The organism is Flavobacterium algoritolerans, from assembly GCF_030010385.1.
GTDB lineage: Bacteria > Bacteroidota > Bacteroidia > Flavobacteriales > Flavobacteriaceae > Flavobacterium > Flavobacterium algoritolerans.
Genome location: NZ_JASCRZ010000001.1, coordinates 808,849 through 825,016, shown reverse-complemented (window position 1 = coordinate 825,016; position 16,168 = coordinate 808,849). Strand labels below are relative to the sequence as shown.

Here is a 16,168-nt window from a genome sequence, read left to right as displayed (position 1 = left end):
TTAGGTGGTTTTAAACTATTCTATTTCGGATACTCTCAAGGTGTTAACCATTCCTTTATCTTTAATTGGCATTGCTGCTAGATTGATAAGGAAATCTCCTTTTTGAACAAAACCTTTTTGTTTTACAATCTCATTGATATCAGTTACGGTATCATCCGTGCTTACATCTTTGGAGTACATGAAAGATTTTACACCCCATAATAAATTAAGTTGTGTAAGGATTCTTTTATTAGAGGTAAAAACTAAAATATGTGCATTCGGTCTCCAAGCCGAAATTTGGAAAGCCGTATAACCACTATTTGTTAATGTACAGATAGCTTTTGCTTTGATAACGTTAGCCATAGTTGCAGCATGATGACAAATTGTTTTAGTGATAAAACGTTTTGTTTTAATTTGCGGTGTGTTTTGTGGTACTTGAATTAGCGGAGAGTCTTCTACTGCTTCAATGATTTGAGTCATTTTTTGGATAACTTGAACAGGATAATTTCCAGTAGCAGTTTCTCCAGAAAGCATTACAGCATCTGCACCATCCATAACTGAGTTTGCAACATCATTTACCTCTGCACGTGTTGGCGTCAAGCTTGTGATCATTGTTTCCATCATTTGTGTAGCAACGATAACAGGAATACGAGCTGTTTTAGCTCTGCGAATCAATTCTTTTTGAACTAAAGGGACTTCGTGTGCAGGAAGTTCAACTCCTAAATCTCCACGAGCAACCATTAATGCATCACAATACGCAACAATTTTGTCAATATTTTCTAATGCTTCCGGCATCTCTATTTTGGCGATAATTGGAATTTTATATTCAGAATGTTGCGCAATTAATTCCTGTAAATCTTGTAAGTCTCTTGGTGTTTTCACAAAAGATAGTGCAATCCAATCAACGTTTTGTCCAATAGCAAAAATAGCATCTGCTATATCTTTCTCAGTCATTGCAGGAAGAGAAATTTTTGTGTTAGGCAGATTTACTCCTTTTTTAGATTTCAATTCACCACCTTGAATTACTCTTGCTATCACTTCTGATTTTTTATCAGTTTCAACGATTTCAAAGATAAGTTTTCCATCATCAAGCAAAATTCTTTCTCCAGGATTTACATCATTTGGAAAGTTTTGGTATTTCATGAATACTTTCTTTGCTGTCCCAAGAATGTCTTCGGCGGTAGTAAATGTAATTAAATCACCATCATGTACTACTACACCTTCTTCCATAACTCCTACGCGAAGTTTAGGTCCTTGTAAATCACCTAGGATTGCAGTTGTATAGCCAAATTCTTCATTAAGACCTCGTATGATATTAATTTTTTCTTTTACATCATTGTAGTCAGCATGTGAAAAATTCACTCTAAATACATTTACACCGGCATCAATCATGTCTTTTATGATTTCTCTTGTACTACATGCGGGCCCAAGTGTGGCTACAATTTTTGTTTTTTTGTTTGTAAGCATTTGTATTAAAAAATTAAATTGTTTTTTGATTTTATTTGATTTGTATCTACTGTATAAACTGTTGATACGTTATCTATGGTATTTAATAGTATCTGTATTTTTGATACATTCATAGTATCCTCATTATTTTCTATTTTTAAAAAGTAATCTACTTTTCTAAATTCTGGAAGCAAAAAAACTTTTGTTGAAACTTCCATTGTTACATTTGAAAATAAATTTTGAGTACTTCCCTTTTTATATTGAATTACTTCACTTTTATTTTGAATCAAATTCCAAGAGACCTCTTTTTCGGCGTCATTATAATAGAATCTCGAAAAATTTGTTTCTCCTTCTTTTATATTAATTTGAATTTCATTTTTGCTTTTACTCAAATTTATAGGCAGCTTTTGATTAATAAAATAGGCCAATCTATAGTCTTCTAATGAAGTATGAATTGCGATGAGATAGTAATCTATTTCGTCAAATTCGCCAAGATCCAATTTATGAATTGCCATTTCATGAAAAAATAAGATGTAAATATAGTATTTCTATTGAAGCTTAGACCTCTCAAAATAAGATGTTTTTGTTAATTTATGAACGAAAACGTTATAGTTTTATGAAAATTGATATTATTTTCGGTCCATTTTTTCTTGAAATGCAAAATAAGCGCGTTGGGACGCTTTTTCTTCTGCCTTCTTCTTTGAGGTTGCTCTTGCTCTTGCAATCACTTTGTCATCAATACTTAGTTTTACGCCAAACAAACGTTGCCCGTCAATTGCGTTATCTTCGAAAATATCATAATGAAATATTTTCTTTTCTTTTTGGCACCATTCTATTACCAAACTTTTATAACTAATTACTTTTCCTTCGAGTCTTGCGATGTCTACGTAAGGAACAACAACTCTTTTTTGAATGAATTTTTCACAATAAATATACCCTCTATCCAAGTAAATTGCTCCTACGAGTGATTCAAAAATATTGCCATGTATGTTTTCTCCAAAATGCTGTATCGGTACTTTGCTTTCAATATATTGTACTAAGTTTAGGTCTTTTCCTAATTCGTTCAAATGTTCTCTGCTTACAATTTTTGAACGCATTTTGGTTAGGTAGCCTTCATCTCCAGCGGGCGCTTTGCTAAATAAATGTGCTGCAATTACGGAGCTTAACATGGCGTCACCTAAAAACTCTAATCGTTCATAATTAATTGGATTTCCTAAAACATCCAAGCGATTTGAGGAGCGATGTGTAAAGGCTTTCTTGTAATAATCTAAGTTTATTGGGTTAAAACCCAAGATTTTCTGAATAGAATCAAAAAAAATCCCGTCTTCTGGAGAACGGGATTTTGAAAATATTTTTCTGATTATACGCATATATAAGTATTAGATTTCTAATTTTTTTACTAATACACAAGCATTGTGACCGCCAAAACCAAAAGTATTACTCATAACAACATTCATTTCTCTTTTTTGAGCTTTGTTGAAAGTAAAATTTAATTTAGCATCAATGCTTTCATCATTTGTAAAATGATTTATTGTAGGTGGCACAATTCCATGTTTCATGGAAAGAATAGAAGAAATTGTTTCAACAGCACCTGCTGCGCCAAGTAAATGACCAGTCATTGATTTAGTTGAATTTAGATTCATTGTATAAGCATGTTCGCCAAAAACGTGAAGTATAGCTTTAGATTCAGCCATATCACCAAGAGGTGTTGACGTTCCGTGCATGTTTACTCCGTCAACATCGGTTGGTTTTAAGCCTGCGTCTCTCAAGCAGTTTAGCATTACGTTTTTTGCACCCAATCCATCAGGATGGGGAGCGGTTATATGATGAGCATCTGCTGACATACCACCACCGCCAATTTCACAATATATTTTTGCGCCACGAGCAATTGCATGTTCGTATTCTTCAAGAACTAGAGCGCCAGCACCTTCTCCTAAAACAAATCCATCACGGTCTTTATCCATAGGTCTGGAAGCTGTTTTTGGATCGTCATTTCTCGTTGATAAAGCATGCATAGCATTGAATCCACCCATACCTGCGATAGTTACAGCGGCTTCTGAACCTCCGGTTACCATAGCATCTGCATGACCTAATCTAATATAATTGAAAGCATCAATAATGGCATTAGTAGAAGAAGCACAAGCAGAAACAGTTGTAAAATTCGGACCTCTAAAGCCATATTTTATTGAAATATGACCACCAGCTATATCGGCAATCATTTTAGGAATGAAAAAAGGATTAAATTTTGGGGTACCGTCACCAGCAGCAAAATTAAGAACCTCTATTTGAAAAGTTTCTAATCCTCCAATTCCTGATCCCCATATTACACCAACTCTGTCTTTATCTAGTTTTTCAAAATTGAAACCGGCATCATTTACAGCTTCGTCTGATGATACCATTGCGTATTGTGCATAGCGGTCCATTTTTCTGGCCTCTTTTCTGTCTAAGAAATCTTCAGCATTAAAATTTTTCAATTCGCATGCAAATTGAGTTTTAAATTTTGAAGCGTCAAAATAAGTGATTGGAGCAGCTCCACTAACGCCGTTAATAAGTCCGTTCCAATACTCTTCAATGTTATTTCCAATGGGTGTAAGAGCGCCTAAACCTGTTACAACAACTCGTCTTAATACCATAAATTCTTTATTTTTGTTATCTTTAAACAAATAAAACCCATGCTTTCTTTACTGTATTGCTATTAGGAAAGAGCCATGGGTATTACAATAAATATATTTTTGATTGAAATCCAATCTCGAATTTAATTTTAAAAAAAATAATAACACCCGTATGCAAGATTGCAAACGGGTGTGTAATTTATTATTTTTTAGCTTCCTCGATGTAAGAGATTGCTTGACCTACAGTAGCGATGTTTTCTGCTTGATCGTCTGGAATTTGAATGTCAAATTCTTTTTCGAATTCCATAATAAGCTCAACAGTGTCTAATGAGTCAGCTCCTAAATCATTAGTGAAGCTTGCTTCTGTTACAACTTCGTTTTCGTCAACACCTAATTTGTCTACGATAATCGCTTTTACTCTTGATGCAATGTCTGACATAATCTTTAATTTTAGAATTTAATTTGTTGGCAAAAATAAAAAACTTTATTTTAAAACAACGAATAAGTTAATAAATGTGACATCTAATTTATGAAATTTATTTTAACAAAGCTGTCGCAATGTTATTTATTTTCAATTTTTATGCCTTTTTTTGTGCAATTAAAATAGGATAGGTTATGAAAAAAATTGTGGTTTTTGCTTCTGGATCGGGTACTAATGCTGAAAATATCATAAAGTATTTTGCAAAAACAGAAATCGGAACTGTCGAAGCGGTGTTTACAAATAACCAAAGTGCTCAAGTGATTGAAAGAGCAAAAAACTATGGAGTTCCGTCAGTTATTTTCTCAAAAGAAGAATTAATTGAAGGGATTGTATTACAAAAAATAAATGAAATCCAACCTGATATGATTGTTTTGGCAGGATTTTTATTAAAATTTCCTGAAAATATCATTACAGTCTACCCTCATAAGATCATAAATATTCATCCGGCATTGTTGCCAAAGTATGGCGGAAAAGGGATGTATGGGATGCACATACACAGAGCAATTGTTGGGAATAAAGAAAGAGAAACGGGTATTACTATTCATTTTGTAAATGAAAATTATGATGAAGGAAATATTCTTTTTCAAAAAAATGTAGTTTTGTCAGGAGACGAAACTCCAGAAGAAGTTGCTGAAAAAATTCATGAATTGGAGCAAAAATATTTTCCTGAAGTAATTGAAAAACTCATAACAAATAGCTTGTAATTTTGAATATTCACGACGTACATATATATACTGATGGCGCAGCTAAAGGGAATCCAGGCCCAGGTGGTTATGGTGTGGTTATGGAATGGGTAGGAAAACCATATAAGAAAGAATTCTATGAGGGTTTTCGTCATACCACTAATAATAGAATGGAATTGCTTGCGGTAATTGTTGGTCTTGAAAAATTGAAAAATCCCAATACTCGAGTTTTAGTGGTTTCTGATTCTAAATATGTAGTAGATTCCGTTGAGAAAAAGTGGGTTTTGGGTTGGGAGAAAAAAGGATTTGTGGATAGGAAAAATTCCGATTTATGGAAACGTTTTCTAGTTGTTTATAGAAAACACAAAGTCAGTTTCAAATGGATAAAAGGTCACAATAACCATGTTCAAAACGAAAGATGTGATGCCTTGGCCGTTATGGCTTCGACGCAAAAGAAACTTTCGGTCGATGCTTTTTACGAAAGTATGGATGAGTAATTATTAAATCTGAGTGATTGCTAATTCGTTTTTTTTATATTTATTCGAAATTAAATCTTTGTTTATTGTACTGTGGATGATTTTGGCTAAGGCTTCAATTGTTCTGATTTTTGCATAGGGGCGATGATAAATAATGCTCATTTCGCGGACTGGGATAGGAGCATTAAAAAAGCTGACTTGTTTCTTTCTTTCTGAGGAAAGGGTTTTGTAATACAACTCCGGAATCAAGGTTAATCCGCCAAATTCGTCGATCATATTCAATAAAGTATCAAAAGAACTGGCTTCAAATTTTAAATTTTCAACCATTTTGTCTTTAGTCTTTAATGAGCATAGTTTAATAAATTGCTCTCTAAGACAATGACCTTCTTCTAAAAGCCAGATTTTATGATTTCTAATTTCATCTGGTAAAATGTAGTTTTGCACAGGATCAATATCACCATAAACCATTAAAGTTTCATAAAATAAAACGATGTCCTCAATTTCAGTATCATTTAAAGGTGTTGCAACAATTCCCATATCAAGTTGCCCTTCTTTCAGTTGGCTAGTAATAGAGCTAGTAGTTAATTCTGATATTTCCAGTTTTAAATTAGGATAGTTTTCTAAAATAGGTTTTATAATTTTTGGCAGTAAAGAGTTTGCGATTGTGGGTATGATTCCAATTTTAATTTTCCCTTCAATTTTCCCATTAATCTTCTTGGCATTTTCTTTTAACAGCTGGCTGTGGAGAACAACTTTTTTTGCATTTTCAATAGTTTCCATCCCAATTTCGGTAGTGGCAGTTGGGTTTTTCTTTCGATCAAAAATAATTATTTCAAGCTCTTCCTCTAATTTTTTGACCATCGTGCTTAATGTTGCTTGTGTAACATTGCAATATTCGGCAGCTTTTGTAAAATTTTTTAATCGATCTACTGCAATTATATATTCTAATTGTTGAATGTTCATATATATAGATGTTGTCAATGACAAAGATATAAACTTTCAGTTATGTCAATATGTTTTTTGTCGATATTTTTGCAACGATAAATAAATTAAAAATAGTTTTATGAAACAAAAAGCACTCGTATTATCATTAGCGATAGTGATAACCCAGCTAACATTTGGTCAAACCTTGACAACAAATTCTGGAGCTCCGGTAGGAGATAACCAAAATTCAAAAACGATAGGTCAGGACGGACAAGTCTTGTTAGAAGATATTCATTTGATTGAAAAATTAGCAGCCTTTGATAGGGAACGTATCCCGGAAAGAGTGGTTCATGCCCGTGGTACTGGTGCTTTTGGAGAATTTGTTGCTACTTCTGATTTTTCTGACGTTACGATGGCGGATTTCTTAAACAAAGCGGGTAAAAAAACATCTCTATTGGTTCGGTTTTCAACTGTAACGCATCAAGCCGGTTCTCCTGAAACTTACCGTGATCCACGTGGTTTTGCTGTTAAATTTTATACAGAACAGGGAAATTATGATTTAGTAGGAAATAATTTGCCTGTTTTCTTTATCCGTGATGCGATGAAGTTTCCAGATATGGTTCATGCGTTTAAGCCTTCTCCAATAACAAATGGCGCATCAGATCCGAATAGAGTCTTCGATTTCTTTTCAAATGTACCAGAATCAACTCATATGTTGACTTGGGTGTTTTCTGATTATGGAATTCCAGCAAATTTTCGTCAAATGGAAGGCAATGGAGTACATGCTTACAAGTGGGTAAATGCTAAAGGCGAAGTTACCTACGTAAAATACAAATGGGTTCCACAACAAGAAGTGCGTAATTTATCACAAGCAGAAGCCAATGCAATTCAATCCACACAAATTGAACATGCAACTTTAGATTTACGTAATGAAATTGAAAAAGGGAATTTCCCAAAATGGGATTTGTATGTTCAAATGTTGAAAAAAGAAGATTTCTTGGCTTTAGATTTTAATGCTGTTGATCCTACTAAAATTTGGCCAGAAAAAATCGCTAAACTAATTAAAGTGGGGACGATGACATTGAATCAAAATCCTTCCAATTATTTTCAACAAATAGAGCAAGCAGCTTTTTCACCAGCAATTTTTGTCCCAGGAATTGAGCCTTCAGAAGATAAATTATTACAAGGGAGATTGTTCTCGTATTCTGATACACAACGCCATCGTTTAGGAGGGAATTTTCAACAAATTCCAGTAAATATGCCTAAAAATGAAGTGACTACCTACAATCAAAACGGATATTTGTCGATACGTCCTGAAACAGGCGATGTGAACTATCAGCCTTCAACAAATAAACCAGAAGTGAAGGATGATGCAAAATTTAAGTATTCAAAATCGCAATTTGCAAATATAACAACAGCACAGGCAAAAATTTCTAAACCAAATGATTTTGGACAAGCGGGAGATTTGTATCGATCTTTTTCCAAAAAAGACCAAGATGCGTTAATCTTTAATTTATCAGGTGCTTTAAAACAAGTGAAAAACAAAGTGATTGTTGCTAAAATGATTGCTCATTTTTATCAAGCAGATAGAGAATACGGAATGCGTTTAGCAAAAGAGCTTAATATGGATCGTAAAGAGCTAGAATCTTTAATGATGCAATAGCAAAACTTAGTATAAGGAGCGTTTTTTAGCGCTCCTTTACTTATAATTTGGAAACATGAAAAAAATAATTTGGACACTATGGATTTTGATTTCGGGGTTTTTGAATGCGCAAAACACAGCTGTTTTTGAAGCCGCTAGAACGAATGATTTAAAAACGATTGAAAACTTTGTAAAGGAAGGAAAAGATATAAACGTATTAAATTCTTCAGGTTACAGTTTGCTTACTCTTTCTGTTTACAATAATAATTATGATGTTGCAGCGTATTTGATTTCGCAAAAAGCGAATTTAGATATTCAGGATTCTTCCGGTAATTCAGCTCTAATGGGCGCATGTTTTAAAGGGTATTCTGCCTTAGCAGAATTATTGTTGATAAACAAAGCCAGTGCTGACTTAGTGAATAATAATAATGCTAATGCCTTATTTTTTGCAGCCACCTTTGGTCAGGTAAAATGTGTTGAAATTTTGTTGAAATATAGCATTAATACGCATCAAATTGATATTTTTGGAAAAACAGCTTTGGACTATGCCGTGAACCAAGAAAATGAAGCTATTATTTTTTTATTAAAATAAAGATATTTTGATTAAATCTTTAAATTTTAATCAATAATTTTTTTGTTTAAGATATATATTGTTAAATAGCTACTGTCTAAATTAGTAAAATTTTACAATTTAGACCCATTGCAACTTTACAACTTATAAACTATCTTTGCGCCTTAATTCGAAACAGAGAAAATGAATAAATTATTGATTGTAGGAAGCGTTGCTTTTGATGCCATAGAAACGCCTTTTGGCAAAACTGATAAAATTTTAGGTGGAGCTGCGCCTTATATAGGACTTTCGGCTTCTTTTTTTAATTTACAATCTGCCATAGTTTCTGTAGTTGGCGATGATTTTCCACAAGAATATTTAGATTTATTAACAGCAAGAAACATTGACATTTCGGGGCTTGAGGTTGTTAAAGGGGGAAAAACGTTTTTCTGGAGTGGTCTTTATCATAATGATTTGAATTCAAGAGATACTCTGGCAACGGAACTTAATGTTTTGGGTGATTTTCAACCAAGAGTTCCTCAAAATTTTAAAAATGCTGATGTAGTAATGTTAGGAAACTTACATCCATTGGTACAAAGCAGTGTTTTGGATCAAATGGAAAGCAAACCAAAATTAGTAGTTTTAGATACTATGAATTTTTGGATGGATTGTGCTTTACCGGAATTACTTGATGTAATGAAACGTATTGATGTAATCACTATTAATGATGAAGAAGCAAGACAGCTTTCCGGAGAGTATTCTTTAGTAAAAGCAGCTGCTAAAATTCATGAAATGGGACCAGAATATGTGGTGATAAAAAAAGGAGAGCACGGTGCACTTTTGTTTCATAAAAAAGAAGTGTTTTTTGCCCCAGCATTACCATTAGAAGAAGTTTTTGATCCAACAGGAGCTGGAGATACTTTTGCAGGCGGATTTGCCGGATTTATAACGCAAAGCGAAAACATCTCTTTTGAGAACATGAAAAATGCCGTTATATACGGTTCGAACTTAGCTTCATTTAGCGTGGAGAAATTTGGAACAGAAAGGATGGTCAATTTAGATAAAGAGGAAGTTGTGTCCAGATTACAACAATTCAAATCACTGACACAATTCGACATAGAATTATAATGCACTGAAACCTCGGAAACGAGGTTTTTTTGTTAAATAAAATTAGCAGGGAATTACATCTGATTTATCGATTTTTTTTAAATCAGTTCAATTTATTTTTAGAATAACACAACAACACAAACAACCTTACAATGAGCGATGCTTTAAAACACGAGTGTGGTATAGCCTTAATTAGACTACTCAAACCGCTTGAATTTTATAAAGAGAAATACGGAACTGCTTTCTACGGAATACAAAAAATGTATCTTCTTATGGAAAAGCAGCACAATCGCGGGCAGGACGGAGCAGGTTTTGCAAGCATAAAATTAGATGTAGAGCCAGGAGAACGTTACATCAGTAGAGTACGTTCGAATCATGCACAACCCATTCAAGATGTTTTTGCCCAAATAAACGACAGAATAAATGAGGAAATGGCTTCTCATCCAGAATATGCTGACAATGTTGCTTTGCAAAAACAGAAGATTCCTTATTTAGGTGAATTATTTTTAGGACACGTTCGTTATGGAACCTTTGGTAAAAACAGCATTGAAAGTGTTCATCCTTTTTTGCGTCAGAACAATTGGATGCATAGGAACTTGATTTTGGCAGGAAACTTTAACATGACGAATGTTAAAGAGCTTTTTCAAAGTTTGGTTGAACTAGGTCAGCATCCAAAAGAAATGGCGGATACAGTTACCGTAATGGAAAAGATTGGTCATTTTCTGGATGGTGCAGTAACTGATTTGTACCAAGAATGTAAAATTAATGGGTTGACAAAAAGAGAAGCATCACCTGTAATTGCTGAAAAGCTAGATGTTGCTAAAATTTTGACTCGTGCGTCTAAAAATTTAGATGGAGGTTATGCTATGGCAGGACTTTTAGGACACGGAGATTCATTTGTATTTAGAGATCCGGCAGGAATTCGTCCCGCTTATTTTTATCAAGATGATGAAATAGTGGTAGTGGCTTCAGAAAGACCGGTAATCCAAACTGTTTTTAATGTTCCTTTCGAAAAAGTACAAGAAATAGAACCTGGAAATGCATTAATCATCAAAAAAAATGGAACGGTTTCTATGCAGGAAATTCTTCCGCCAACGGTTAAAAAAGCATGTTCTTTTGAACGAATTTATTTCTCCAGAGGAAGTGATGCCGAAATATATCAAGAAAGAAAAAATTTAGGAAAACTTATTTTACCTGCCGTTTTAGAGTCAATAGACGAAGATACAGACAATACCGTTTTCTCTTATATTCCAAATACAGCTGAAACTTCATTTTACGGATTGGTTGAAGCGGCACAGGATTTCTTGAATCAAAGAAAGAATAATTACATTCTTCAGAATAGAAATACCTTAACAAAGGAATCATTGCAAGAATTGCTTTCGGTGAAAATACGTACCGAAAAAGTAGCCATCAAAGATGCTAAATTAAGAACCTTTATTACAGAAGATAGTAGCCGTGATGATTTAGTGGCTCACGTATACGATGTGACGTATGGTGTTATAAAGCCAACGGATAATTTGGTAATTATAGATGATAGTATTGTTCGAGGTACTACCTTGAAAATGAGTATTATAAAAATGATGGATCGTTTGAATCCAAAGCGAATAGTTATCGTTTCATCGGCACCACAAATACGCTACCCGGATTGTTACGGAATTGATATGGCTAAATTAGAAGGTTTAGTAGCTTTTAAAGCAGCATTAGAATTACTTAAAGAAAGAAATTTATATCATATTGTTGACGAAGTATATCTGAAATGTAAAGCACAGGAAAACTTTAAGGACATCGAAGTCGTAAATTACGTTACGGCAATATATGCACCTTTTCAACCTCAAGAGATTTCAGATAAAATTGCACAAATGTTGAGTTCTCCGGAGATAAAAGCCGAGGTGAAAATTATTTTCCAAACCGTAGAAGATTTGCATATTGCTTGTCCAAAAAATTTAGGCGATTGGTACTTTACCGGAGATTATCCTACGCCAGGAGGAAACCGAGTAGTAAACCGAGCATTTATGAATTTCTATGAAGGAAAAGATGCTAGGGCATACTAATAATTGAGTTTATGAGTTTTTAATCGGTTTTCTAAGTTGTTCATCTAATTTATTTGGTGATAACTAAGAACTAGCATAAATTTGAATCACCATAACATTAGTAGGTTAAGTTTATGGTAGATTTGGGGCAAAAAGGGTGGAAGAGATTCCACCTTTTTTATTGGAATAAAGTGAAAAAATGATATAAAAAAGCGCCGATTTCTAAACGTAGAAATCGGCGCTTTTTGTTTTAAGATAAAAGAAATAAGAAAAAAACAGCAGTAATTTTGAAGTCTTTATTCTTTCATCTGATTCTCTTTTTATTTCTCTAAAGCGTATCTTCTAGACACTTCAGTCCAGTTAATTACATTGAAAAAAGCTTCAATATAATCTGGCCTTCTGTTTTGATAATGCAAATAATAAGCATGTTCCCAAACATCCATTCCTAAAATTGGAGTTCCGCCACAACCTACACCTGGCATTAATGGATTGTCTTGGTTTGGAGTTCCACAAACATCTACTTTTCCTCCTTTATGCACACAAAGCCAAGCCCATCCAGAACCAAATTGTGTTGCTCCAGCTTTGCTGAAACTTGCCTTAAACTCTTCAAAAGTTCCAAAAGCAGCTTCAATAGCAGCCAATACATCTCCAGTTGGAAGTCCGCCACCGTTCGGTGTCATTACAGTCCAATACAAGTTGTGATTGTAAAAACCACCACCGTTGTTACGAACTGGCATGTTTTTCATATCAAGATTAATCAAAATATTTTCAATCGTCTTACCTTCCATATCCGTCCCTGCAATTGCAGCGTTCACGTTGGTAATGTAAGCGTTGTGATGTTTCGTATGATGAATTTCCATCGTGCGCGCATCAATATAAGGTTCTAATGCGTCGTACGCATAAGGTAATTGTGGTAATTCAAAAGCCATAATATGATTGTTTAATGATTTATAAATATTTATTCAAATTTAAACATTAAACTTTGGAAACGGAAATTCTATTTCGTTATAATTTCATTAAATTAATTGATAGTGTGCTCTTTGGGATTGTAACAGACTTGTTTTCAGGAGCTATTTCCTGCTTTCCGTTATAATCTTTTTATCCGCCGAAAAAGCGCATAAAAAGGATTTCCACTTTAATCAGGGCTAAAAACGGCTGTGCTTTAAATTACCATTCTGTTTAAATTACCAGTTTTGTAGCCGAAATATCCAAATTATGATTGCGCCATTGCCATACAAACAATACTAATTTTTGAACCGGGAATTTTTAGTAAGGCGCGCGAACAAGCTTCCAATGTTGATCCTGTTGTAATAACGTCGTCAATTAAAAGGAAATGTTTATTGTGGTCTTTTTCAGTAAAGGAAACATCAAAAGTGCTTTCAATTCCTTCTGTTCTTCCTAATAAGTTTTTCTTGGATTGCGTTTTTGAATACACATTCCGAATCAAAAGCGAATCATTATAATCGATATTTAAACTCGAAGAAAGTGCTGTTCCAAAAGCAGTAACTTGATTGTATCCTCTTTCTTTTAGTTTTCTTCGATGCAATGGAACCGGAATAATTTCATCTGCAGATTGTAATAATTTGATGGTTTTTAAATCTTCTGCGTACCATTCGCCAAGAATTGCACCTATTTCTTCATGCCCTTTGTATTTTAAATTATGAATGAGCTCCTGTACAATTCCTTTTTTATGAAAATAAAATAATGCCGATGTATGAAGTACGGGAATTCGCCCATAAAACTTTTTGAAAGCATCATTCTCTGGATTCAAGTGATGGTTCGTCAATGGAATTTCGTGTCTGCAAACCGTACAAATCACATTTTCATTAGACAATAAAAACGAGCTGCAACCGGAACAGACTTTTGGAAAAAAGAGATTAATAATGCTTTCAAACATGTAATCAGGGATTTATTTATAAAAATAGACAAATCAATGCTTCAATCTTTAACAATTTTCTTTTTTTTAAGTTCACTTTTTATATTTTTGCATCATTATGGCAAAACAAGAAGATTTATTTAAGAATGTAGTTTCGCACGCAAAAGAATACGGATTTATTTTTCCGTCAAGCGAAATATACGATGGTTTAAGTGCAGTCTATGATTATGCACAAAACGGAGTAGAATTAAAAAAGAACATACGCGAATATTGGTGGAAAGCAATGGTTCAAATGAACGATAACATTGTTGGCCTTGACGCGGCAATTTTGATGCATCCAACCACTTGGAAAGCGTCTGGTCACGTAGATGCCTTCAATGATCCATTGATTGATAACAAAGATTCAAAAAGAAGATATAGAGCCGATGTTTTGATTGAAGATTATGCCGAAAAGCTAAATCAGAAAGCAATCAAAGAAATCGAAAAAGCGCGTGCTCGTTTTGGAGATGCATTCAACGAACAGGAATTTGTAACAACAAATGCCCGTGTGATGGAGTACAAAGCCAAAGAAAGAGAAATTCTGGAAAGAATGGCTCGTTCTCTTGGTAACGAAGATTTGGAAGATGTAAAAGCATTAATTGAAGAATTAGAAATTGCTTGCCCGGAATCAGGTTCAAGAAACTGGACCGAAGTACGTCAATTCAACTTGATGTTTGGAACAAAACTTGGAGCTTCAGCGGATTCTGCAATGGATTTATATTTGCGTCCGGAAACAGCTCAAGGTATTTTTGTTAACTTCTTGAATGTTCAAAAATCAGGAAGAATGAAAGTTCCTTTTGGAATTGCACAAACTGGAAAAGCCTTCAGAAATGAGATTGTTGCGAGACAATTTATTTTCCGTATGCGTGAGTTTGAACAAATGGAAATGCAATTTTTTGTACGTCCAGGCGATGAAATGAGATGGTACGAGCATTGGAAAACAGCTAGACTTAATTGGCACTTGTCACTTGGTTTAGGAAAAGAAAATTACCGTTTTCACGATCACGAAAAATTAGCACATTATGCGAATGCAGCTGCTGATATTGAGTTTAATTTCCCTTTTGGGTTCAAAGAATTGGAAGGAATTCACTCAAGAACTGATTTTGATTTGAAAGCACATGAACAATTTTCAGGTAGAAAATTACAGTATTTTGATGCCGAATTGAATCAGAATTACGTTCCTTACGTAGTAGAAACTTCAGTAGGATTAGATAGAATGTTTTTGGCTGTTTTTGCAACTTCATTAAAAGAAGAGACTTTAGAAGATGGATCGACAAGAACAGTGCTGAAATTACCGGCAGTTTTAGCACCAACAAAAGCGGCTATTTTACCATTAGTAAAAAAAGACGGATTACCGGAAATTGCACATCAAATTATTGACGATTTACGTTGGGATTTTAATGTGTCCTATGATGAAAAAGATGCGGTAGGAAGACGTTATAGAAGACAAGATGCCTTAGGGACTCCGTTTTGTATTACAGTCGATCATCAAACAATAGAAGATCAAACAGTAACTATTCGTCATAGAGATAACATGAAACAAGATCGTGTGGCGATTGCAGATTTGAAATCAATTATCGAAAATGAAGTTTCAATGAAAAACTGGTTGATGAAAATGTAATTAGTTTCGACCATATAAAAAAAAGCTTCTCGACTGAGAAGCTTTTTTGTTTAAAATCTATAACCGAACGTTATTCCGCCTCGTCCAACAACCTCGGGGCTATTGCTATTAAATAAATTCCTGCCAATACCCGCATTTATTTCAAAAATAAATCCTCTTTTTTGAATCCATTTTGCACCTAAACCAAAACCCAAGGCAATATCTGTGAATTTTTTTCCTTCAGTAGTATAATAGTTTTGATTTACTGAATCGTATTCTGAATAACTTCCCGTGTTCCCCGAGTTAATCATTCCGAACCCTTCAACAAAAAAGCCTGCTGCTGTTTTTTTTCCAAAATAGGCACGGTAATATGGTGTTAAACTAAATTGGGTGTCAAAATCTTCCTCTTTAACAAAAAACAAAGAAACTCCTAATCCAGCATCTTCATTTATTAGTCGTTCATAAGCAATTTCACCAGCTCCTAATACTAAGAAAAGAGCATTTCCTTTTAATTCATTTCTTTTGAAATCGATTGTCTCTTTTTCTTGGCTAAAACCAGATAACGAAAAAGTTAAGCAAATTAATACAAATAGTTTTTTCATAGGGTTAATTTTTCGCATAAAAGTAAGATAAATTTGTAAAAAAAGTATTTTTAGTAATCATTTTTTTGTTGGTTAATTCGGTTACAATAAATAGTATTTGATGTTGTTACTCTTTACATAA

Annotated in this window: 16 protein-coding genes; 7 read left to right on the top strand and 9 right to left on the bottom strand. The window is 33.9% G+C overall.

Annotated features, from left to right (window positions below; translation table 11 throughout):
- Positions 1-15: 15 nt before the first annotated feature.
- The 5 genes from pyk to QLS65_RS03535 all read right to left on the bottom strand — a co-directional run bounded on the left by pyk (position 16) and on the right by QLS65_RS03535 (position 4,476).
- Positions 16-1,446 carry a pyruvate kinase gene (pyk, locus tag QLS65_RS03555; RefSeq protein ID WP_282711048.1) on the bottom strand — a complete coding sequence of 477 codons (1,431 nt, stop codon included), beginning with the start codon at positions 1,444-1,446 and terminating at the stop codon, positions 16-18.
- Positions 1,447-1,451: 5 nt separating this feature from the next.
- Positions 1,452-1,940 (bottom strand): IPExxxVDY family protein, encoded by a 489-nt coding sequence (locus QLS65_RS03550; RefSeq protein ID WP_282711047.1) that lies wholly within the window; start codon positions 1,938-1,940, stop codon positions 1,452-1,454.
- 114 nt (positions 1,941-2,054) lie between these two features.
- Positions 2,055-2,795: a ribonuclease III family protein gene (locus tag QLS65_RS03545; RefSeq protein ID WP_282715242.1), complete on the bottom strand. Its 741-nt coding sequence runs from the start codon at positions 2,793-2,795 to the stop codon at positions 2,055-2,057.
- A gap of 9 nt (positions 2,796-2,804) precedes the next feature.
- On the bottom strand, positions 2,805-4,058 hold the full coding sequence (gene fabF / locus QLS65_RS03540; protein WP_099714131.1) for a beta-ketoacyl-ACP synthase II: 1,254 nt from the start codon (positions 4,056-4,058) through the stop codon (positions 2,805-2,807).
- 181 nt (positions 4,059-4,239) lie between these two features.
- Entirely contained in the window at positions 4,240-4,476 is a 237-nt protein-coding gene (locus QLS65_RS03535) for an acyl carrier protein (RefSeq protein ID WP_007137004.1), read from the bottom strand.
- Between the two features lie 176 nt (positions 4,477-4,652).
- Between QLS65_RS03535 and purN the strand changes: the two genes are divergently transcribed.
- Positions 4,653-5,222 carry a phosphoribosylglycinamide formyltransferase gene (purN, locus tag QLS65_RS03530; RefSeq protein ID WP_282711032.1) on the top strand — a complete coding sequence of 190 codons (570 nt, stop codon included), beginning with the start codon at positions 4,653-4,655 and terminating at the stop codon, positions 5,220-5,222.
- A 2-nt stretch (positions 5,223-5,224) separates the two neighbouring features.
- On the top strand, positions 5,225-5,698 hold the full coding sequence (gene rnhA / locus QLS65_RS03525; protein ID WP_282711031.1) for a ribonuclease HI: 474 nt from the start codon (positions 5,225-5,227) through the stop codon (positions 5,696-5,698).
- 3 nt (positions 5,699-5,701) lie between these two features.
- Here the strand turns inward: rnhA and QLS65_RS03520 are convergent, their stop codons facing one another.
- Positions 5,702-6,640: a hydrogen peroxide-inducible genes activator gene (locus QLS65_RS03520; RefSeq protein ID WP_282711030.1), complete on the bottom strand. Its 939-nt coding sequence runs from the start codon at positions 6,638-6,640 to the stop codon at positions 5,702-5,704.
- Positions 6,641-6,740: 100 nt separating this feature from the next.
- Here QLS65_RS03520 and QLS65_RS03515 point away from each other — a divergent pair, with 100 nt between their 5' ends.
- The 4 genes from QLS65_RS03515 to QLS65_RS03500 all read left to right on the top strand — a co-directional run bounded on the left by QLS65_RS03515 (position 6,741) and on the right by QLS65_RS03500 (position 11,951).
- On the top strand, positions 6,741-8,264 hold the full coding sequence (locus tag QLS65_RS03515; protein ID WP_282715239.1) for a catalase: 1,524 nt from the start codon (positions 6,741-6,743) through the stop codon (positions 8,262-8,264).
- 55 nt (positions 8,265-8,319) lie between these two features.
- Positions 8,320-8,835: an ankyrin repeat domain-containing protein gene (locus tag QLS65_RS03510; protein WP_282711028.1), complete on the top strand. Its 516-nt coding sequence runs from the start codon at positions 8,320-8,322 to the stop codon at positions 8,833-8,835.
- A gap of 162 nt (positions 8,836-8,997) precedes the next feature.
- Positions 8,998-9,921, top strand: a complete 924-nt coding sequence (locus tag QLS65_RS03505) for a PfkB family carbohydrate kinase (RefSeq protein WP_282711026.1) — start codon at positions 8,998-9,000, stop codon at positions 9,919-9,921.
- Positions 9,922-10,052: 131 nt separating this feature from the next.
- A complete protein-coding gene (locus QLS65_RS03500; RefSeq protein ID WP_099714135.1) occupies positions 10,053-11,951 on the top strand; it encodes an amidophosphoribosyltransferase in 1,899 nt (632 codons plus the stop codon).
- Positions 11,952-12,250: 299 nt separating this feature from the next.
- Here QLS65_RS03500 and QLS65_RS03495 read toward each other — a convergent pair whose 3' ends face one another.
- Together QLS65_RS03495 and QLS65_RS03490 are read right to left on the bottom strand one after the other, a co-directional pair.
- Positions 12,251-12,859 carry a superoxide dismutase gene (locus QLS65_RS03495; RefSeq protein ID WP_282715237.1) on the bottom strand — a complete coding sequence of 203 codons (609 nt, stop codon included), beginning with the start codon at positions 12,857-12,859 and terminating at the stop codon, positions 12,251-12,253.
- A gap of 284 nt (positions 12,860-13,143) precedes the next feature.
- Entirely contained in the window at positions 13,144-13,827 is a 684-nt protein-coding gene (locus QLS65_RS03490) for a ComF family protein (RefSeq protein ID WP_282711024.1), read from the bottom strand.
- A gap of 97 nt (positions 13,828-13,924) precedes the next feature.
- Here QLS65_RS03490 and QLS65_RS03485 point away from each other — a divergent pair, with 97 nt between their 5' ends.
- Positions 13,925-15,466 carry a glycine--tRNA ligase gene (locus tag QLS65_RS03485; protein WP_282711023.1) on the top strand — a complete coding sequence of 514 codons (1,542 nt, stop codon included), beginning with the start codon at positions 13,925-13,927 and terminating at the stop codon, positions 15,464-15,466.
- Positions 15,467-15,516: 50 nt separating this feature from the next.
- Here QLS65_RS03485 and QLS65_RS03480 read toward each other — a convergent pair whose 3' ends face one another.
- Positions 15,517-16,047: a DUF3575 domain-containing protein gene (locus QLS65_RS03480; protein ID WP_282711022.1), complete on the bottom strand. Its 531-nt coding sequence runs from the start codon at positions 16,045-16,047 to the stop codon at positions 15,517-15,519.
- Between the last annotated feature and the right edge of the window lie 121 nt (positions 16,048-16,168).

What these genes read in the sequence shown, in the direction of transcription:
- pyk (WP_282711048.1), bottom strand. Translation starts at nt 1,446, where the DNA reads ATGCTTACAAACAAAAAAACAAAAATTGTAGCCACACTTGGGCCCGCA.
- QLS65_RS03550 (WP_282711047.1), bottom strand. Translation starts at nt 1,940, where the DNA reads ATGGCAATTCATAAATTGGATCTTGGCGAATTTGACGAAATAGATTAC.
- QLS65_RS03545 (WP_282715242.1), bottom strand. Translation starts at nt 2,795, where the DNA reads ATGCGTATAATCAGAAAAATATTTTCAAAATCCCGTTCTCCAGAAGAC.
- fabF (WP_099714131.1), bottom strand. Translation starts at nt 4,058, where the DNA reads ATGGTATTAAGACGAGTTGTTGTAACAGGTTTAGGCGCTCTTACACCC.
- QLS65_RS03535 (WP_007137004.1), bottom strand. Translation starts at nt 4,476, where the DNA reads ATGTCAGACATTGCATCAAGAGTAAAAGCGATTATCGTAGACAAATTA.
- purN (WP_282711032.1), top strand. Translation starts at nt 4,653, where the DNA reads ATGAAAAAAATTGTGGTTTTTGCTTCTGGATCGGGTACTAATGCTGAA.
- QLS65_RS03520 (WP_282711030.1), bottom strand. Translation starts at nt 6,640, where the DNA reads ATGAACATTCAACAATTAGAATATATAATTGCAGTAGATCGATTAAAA.
- QLS65_RS03515 (WP_282715239.1), top strand. Translation starts at nt 6,741, where the DNA reads ATGAAACAAAAAGCACTCGTATTATCATTAGCGATAGTGATAACCCAG.
- QLS65_RS03510 (WP_282711028.1), top strand. Translation starts at nt 8,320, where the DNA reads ATGAAAAAAATAATTTGGACACTATGGATTTTGATTTCGGGGTTTTTG.
- QLS65_RS03505 (WP_282711026.1), top strand. Translation starts at nt 8,998, where the DNA reads ATGAATAAATTATTGATTGTAGGAAGCGTTGCTTTTGATGCCATAGAA.
- QLS65_RS03500 (WP_099714135.1), top strand. Translation starts at nt 10,053, where the DNA reads ATGAGCGATGCTTTAAAACACGAGTGTGGTATAGCCTTAATTAGACTA.
- QLS65_RS03495 (WP_282715237.1), bottom strand. Translation starts at nt 12,859, where the DNA reads ATGGCTTTTGAATTACCACAATTACCTTATGCGTACGACGCATTAGAA.
- QLS65_RS03490 (WP_282711024.1), bottom strand. Translation starts at nt 13,827, where the DNA reads ATGTTTGAAAGCATTATTAATCTCTTTTTTCCAAAAGTCTGTTCCGGT.
- QLS65_RS03485 (WP_282711023.1), top strand. Translation starts at nt 13,925, where the DNA reads ATGGCAAAACAAGAAGATTTATTTAAGAATGTAGTTTCGCACGCAAAA.
- QLS65_RS03480 (WP_282711022.1), bottom strand. Translation starts at nt 16,047, where the DNA reads ATGAAAAAACTATTTGTATTAATTTGCTTAACTTTTTCGTTATCTGGT.